General features: G+C 62.9%; 6 protein-coding genes. 5 read left to right on the top strand and 1 reads right to left on the bottom strand.

The window, feature by feature from the left end; all coding sequences use genetic code 11:
* Together EN964_RS25210 and EN964_RS25205 are read left to right on the top strand one after the other, a co-directional pair.
* A partial coding sequence (locus EN964_RS25210) for a hypothetical protein (RefSeq protein ID WP_127276863.1) occupies positions 1–301 on the top strand: 301 nt, incomplete at its 5' end.
* 48 nt (positions 302–349) lie between these two features.
* Positions 350–1,609, top strand: coding sequence for an ABC transporter substrate-binding protein (locus EN964_RS25205; protein ID WP_127266586.1), 1,260 nt, complete (start codon positions 350–352; stop codon positions 1,607–1,609).
* A gap of 187 nt (positions 1,610–1,796) precedes the next feature.
* On the opposite strand, the gene pcaQ is transcribed toward EN964_RS25205, so the two are convergent.
* Entirely contained in the window at positions 1,797–2,714 is a 918-nt protein-coding gene (pcaQ, locus tag EN964_RS25200) for a pca operon transcription factor PcaQ (protein WP_127266585.1), read from the bottom strand.
* 92 nt (positions 2,715–2,806) lie between these two features.
* Between pcaQ and pcaD the strand changes: the two genes are divergently transcribed.
* The 3 genes from pcaD to pcaH all read left to right on the top strand — a co-directional run.
* Positions 2,807–3,616 (top strand): 3-oxoadipate enol-lactonase, encoded by an 810-nt coding sequence (gene pcaD / locus EN964_RS25195; RefSeq protein WP_127266584.1) that lies wholly within the window; start codon positions 2,807–2,809, stop codon positions 3,614–3,616.
* Positions 3,609–4,016 carry a 4-carboxymuconolactone decarboxylase gene (gene pcaC / locus EN964_RS25190; RefSeq protein WP_127266583.1) on the top strand — a complete coding sequence of 136 codons (408 nt, stop codon included), beginning with the start codon at positions 3,609–3,611 and terminating at the stop codon, positions 4,014–4,016. The genes pcaD and pcaC overlap by 8 nt, the downstream gene beginning before the upstream one ends.
* A partial coding sequence (gene pcaH, locus EN964_RS25185; RefSeq protein ID WP_127276861.1) for a protocatechuate 3,4-dioxygenase subunit beta occupies positions 4,006–4,684 on the top strand: 679 nt, incomplete at its 3' end. The genes pcaC and pcaH, both read left to right, overlap by 11 nt.

Below are 4,684 nucleotides of genomic sequence, written 5' to 3'. Positions count from 1 at the left end.
GGGCAAAGACCTCAGCATGGTGGCGCCGGACGGGCAGATCCTCGACCGCGAAGCGGTCATCGATCATGTCCGCGCAAGCCGCGCTTCCTGCGACGATGGTTTTGCCATTTCGATCGAGGACATCCGGCCCGGCTGGCAGGACGCCGATACCATCGTCGTCCTCTATGTCGAAGCGCAGCTGCGCGCAGGCAAGCACAGCCGCCGCCAGTCCAGTGCCGTCTTCACCACCAGTTCATCGGCGCCCAACGGCGTTGAATGGCGACATCTGCATGAGACCTGGCTGCAGGTGCCGGAACGCTGAACAGGCTCCAGAATTCAAATACAGTCGAGTAACGAAAGGGGAACAACAATGACAAAGACGATACTCCAACTCACCACCGCGCTCGCCCTCGTCACGATGGCGGGTGCTGCGCAAGCCGCCGATTGCAAGATCACCGTCGGCCTCGTCATGGAGCTGACCGGCCCGGCCGGCGAATACGGCCAGGCCGGCGCCAAGTCGGTCGAGATGGCCTTCCGCGACATCAACGGAGCCGGCGGTGTGCGCGGCTGCGATCTCGTCACCGACACGCGCGACAGCCAGAGCCAGGGCAACGTCGCCGTTGACGCCGCCACCCAGCTGGTTCAGGTCAAGAAGGTGCCGGTCATCATCGGCGGCATCATCTCCTCGGTGTCGATCCCGATCCTGACTTCGGTCACCGCACCAGCCAAGATCGTCCAGGTCTCGCCGGCTTCGTCCTCGCCGACGCTGACCGCGCTCGGCCGCGACGGCAAGACCAACGGCATCTTCTTCCGCACCATCACCTCGGATGCGCTGCAGGGCGTCGCCGCCGCCAAATACGCCGTCGACAAGGGTTTCAAGAAGCTGTCGATCATCCATGTCAACAACGATTTCGGCGTCAACATGGTGGCCGAATTCTCACGTGCCTACAAAGCGCTCGGCGGCACCATCGTCTCCGACACGCCCTACAATGAGAAGCAGTCGAGCTATGCCTCGGAAGTCACGGCGGCAATGGCCGGCGAACCGGACGGTCTTTACCTCGTCAGCACGCCGGTCGACGGCGCTACGGTCGCCCGTACCTGGATCTCGCAGGGCGGCGTGCAGAAATTCCTGCTCAATGACGGCATGAACAGCCCTGATTTCATCGAGTCCGTCGGCGCCGACTATCTGAAGGAAGCCTACGGCACGTCCTCCGGCACCAGCCCGACGGCCTCGACGGAGTATTTCACCAAGAACTACAAGGAATTCTCCGGCATCGAACCGACCAATCCGGCGGCCGACCGCTCCTATGACGCCGGCGCGATTGTTGGTCTGGCCATCGCCATTGCCGGTTCTGAGGATCCGGCCAAGATCAAGGATGCGATGTACAAGGCCGTCGATCCGGCCGGCACGCCGATCTTTGCCGGCAAGGAAGAGTTCGCCAAGGCGCTCGGCCTGATCAAGGACGGCAAGCCGATCCGCTATGAAGGTGTCATCGGCCCTGTCGCCTTCGACAAATATGGCGACATCACCGGCCCGTTCCGCCTGTGGAAGATCGTCGACGGCAAGGTGGCAACGGACGGTGAAATGACCACCGACGATGTCAACGCGCTGCAAGCCAAGCTTCAGTAAGACAACTCTCCGGTATCGATCACGATCCATCGTGATCGATACAGGACGATTGTCCTGTTTTACATTGCCGACGGACACGGACGACGTCGCTCAGCGCTTGACCCGAGAAACATCCTCAATCCGGGACGGGTCTTCGACCTCGACCCGACTGCCTTCTGCCGATGACGATCCCGCACAGCCTGACGCATCAGCCGCTTTGCCTTGCCGCTTCGCGGATGGTCTGCAGCAGGATGGAAAAGGCCGGCGAGGGCGCGGTGTCGGTCCGCATGGTCAGGCCGACCGGTCCCTTGGTTTCCTCGGTGTTGACCGGCAGGGCGACGAAGGCGCCGCTGCCGAGTTCATTGGCAACGACGCCAGCCGAAATGATCCAGACGGCATTGCTTTGCCGCAGGAAGGCGCGGCCGAAGGAGTCTGAAACGGTTTCGATCTCGGTTGCCGGCGCCGTCATGCCGTTGGTGATGAACAGGCGGTCGACGAAGGGGCGGATGACCGATTCCCGCGTCGGCATCAGCATCGGGAATTCGTCGAGCCGTGCGAACACATCCTGTCCCGGATCGAGCAGCGGATGTCCGGCTCGCACCACGAACAGCACCGGTTCAGAATAGAGGTGCTCGAAGAAGAAGCCGGTCATGTTTTCCGGCGCCGCCAGCCTTCCGACGACGAGATCGAGCGCTCCGGTGCGCAACTGTTCGAGCAGCACGGCGTTCTCGCCGGTGACGATCTTGATCGCCGCACCTGTGTCCTCCTCGAGGAACAGGCCCATGGCGAGCGGTATCACCCGCGCCGACACTGTCGGCAGCGCACCGATGCGGATCGGGTGCCGGCTGACCGCTCCGTCCTGGCGGACAGAATCGACGCCTTGCTTGAGTGCCGTGATCGCCGTTCCGGCATGGCGAAGAAAGATCTCGCCAATGCGCGTCAGTCGGATGCCACGGCCGTCGCGCTCGACCACCGCAACCCCCAGCGCCCCTTCCAGCTCGCGCAATGTCTTGGTCACTGCCGGCGGGCTGACATGCAGCAAGTCAGCCGCTCGTGCCACGCTTCCCTGCCGCGCGACCTCCAGGAATGCCTGCAAATGGCGGAACCGGATCCGGCTCTCGGACATGAATTAATAACCCATGAGTTAATGAAACGACGCAAAATATCATTTTACCGAACCAAACGCCTTGTGCAATGTGGGGGCGGAGGACCGAAACCGTGCCATTCCTCACCATCGGCGGCATCACGCTGCACCATCGCCACATCAAGGCGAGCGGCAATGCGCGCCCTATCATATTCATCAATTCACTGGGCACCGACTTCCGGATCTGGGACGAAATTGTCTCGGCGCTCGATGGTGAAATGCCGCTGCTGGTCTATGACAAGCGCGGTCACGGGCTGTCCGACATCGGCGACATCAGGTCGATCGACGATCATGTCGATGATCTCTCGGCCCTCATCGATCATTTCGAATTGAGCAAAGTCGTGCTGTGCGGCCTGTCGGTCGGCGGCATGATCGCGCAGGGGCTCTATGCCAGGCGACCTGAAATCGTCGAAGGCCTGATCCTTTGCGACACGGCGCACAAGATCGGCACGACGGACAGCTGGAACACACGCATCGCAACGGTCGAAAGCAAGGGCATCCAGGCGATTGCCGATGGCGTGCTCAAAATGTGGTTCACCCCCGCCTTCCACGCAGCGCGTGTGGCCGAGCTCGACGGCTATAGGAACATGATGACCAGGCAAGCGCTCGCCGGTTACATCGGGACCTGCGCTGCCGTTCGCGATGCCGATTTCACCGATGCCGCACGCCGCATCGCGGTGCCGACACTCTGTGTCGGGGGCGACCAGGATGGCTCGACGCCGCCCGATCTCGTCCGCTCGCTGGCCGAGCTGATCCCCGCCGCGCGCTTCGAGATCATCCGCGACGCCGGACACATTCCTTGCGTCGAACAACCTGAAGCGCTGGTCGCCCTGATCCGCAGTTTTATCGCGTCGCTTGCCCCTGGGACAGCAACCCATGGATGAAGCCCCCGGCGACGCAGCCAGATATCGCAAGGGGCTTGCGGTGCGGCGCTCGGTACTCGGCGACCGGCATGTCGACCGGGCCGAAATCGCCGCCACCGATTTCGACCAGCCTTTCCAGGAGCTGATCACCGAGGCTGCCTGGGGAACCGTGTGGGCGCGGCCGGGCTTCACCAAGCGTGAGCGTTCGATCGTCACGCTGGCGCTGCTGGCCGCACTCGGCCATGATGAGGAGGTCGCCATGCATGTGCGCGCCACCGCCAACACCGGTGCGTCGCGCGACGACATCTGCGAGGCGTTCCTGCATGTCGCCATCTATGCCGGCGTGCCGGCCGCCAACCGTGCCTTCAAGATCGCCAAGGAGGTGTTTTCGGAAATGGACGAGAGCCAGAATGCCCGCTGAGTCCGGCTCGACCCGGAGGCCCGAGACCGGCGCCTTCTTCCAGCGCGACCGGACATGGCATCCGCCGGCTCTGACGCCGAACTATAAAACCTCGGTGCTGCGCTCACCGCAAAAGGCGCCGCTGTCGTTCGACAACACGCTATCGGAGATTGCAGGCCCGGTCTTCGGTCACGCCATGCTCGGCGAACTCGACGCCGACCTGATCCACAATTTCGCCAGGCCCGGCGAGAGCGCGCTCGGTGAGCGCATCCTCGTCTATGGGCGGGTGCTCGACGAACGCGGCGTTGGCGTGCCCGGCGCGCTGCTTGAGTTCTGGCAGGCCAATGCCGGTGGCCGCTATCGCCATAAGAGGGATGGCTATCTGGCGCCACTCGATCCGAATTTTGGCGGTTGTGGCCGAACTATTACAGGCGAGGATGGCTTCTATGCGTTTCGTACCGTCAAGCCCGGTCCCTATCCCTGGCCGAACGGGCCGAACGACTGGCGGCCTTCGCACATCCATTTCTCTGTCTTTGGCCACGGCTTTGCGCAGCGGCTGATCACGCAAATGTATTTCGAGGGCGATCCGCTGATCTGGCGCTGCCCGATCGTGCGCGGCATCCCCGACAAGGCGGCCATTGAGACGCTGATCGCAACGCTCGACATGCAAGCGACGATCCCCTTCGACG

Source organism: Mesorhizobium sp. M7A.F.Ca.CA.001.10.2.1, assembly GCF_003998575.1.
In the GTDB taxonomy this organism is placed as follows: domain Bacteria; phylum Pseudomonadota; class Alphaproteobacteria; order Rhizobiales; family Rhizobiaceae; genus Mesorhizobium.
The sequence above is the reverse complement of the archived record's forward strand: the minus strand, read 5'-3'. Positions and strand labels throughout refer to the sequence as shown.

Excerpts from the sequence above, each read along its gene's own strand:
- EN964_RS25205 (WP_127266586.1), top strand. The coding sequence starts at position 350 with ATGACAAAGACGATACTCCAACTCACCACCGCGCTCGCCCTCGTCACG.
- pcaQ (WP_127266585.1), bottom strand. The coding sequence starts at position 2,714 with ATGTCCGAGAGCCGGATCCGGTTCCGCCATTTGCAGGCATTCCTGGAG.
- pcaC (WP_127266583.1), top strand. The coding sequence starts at position 3,609 with ATGGATGAAGCCCCCGGCGACGCAGCCAGATATCGCAAGGGGCTTGCG.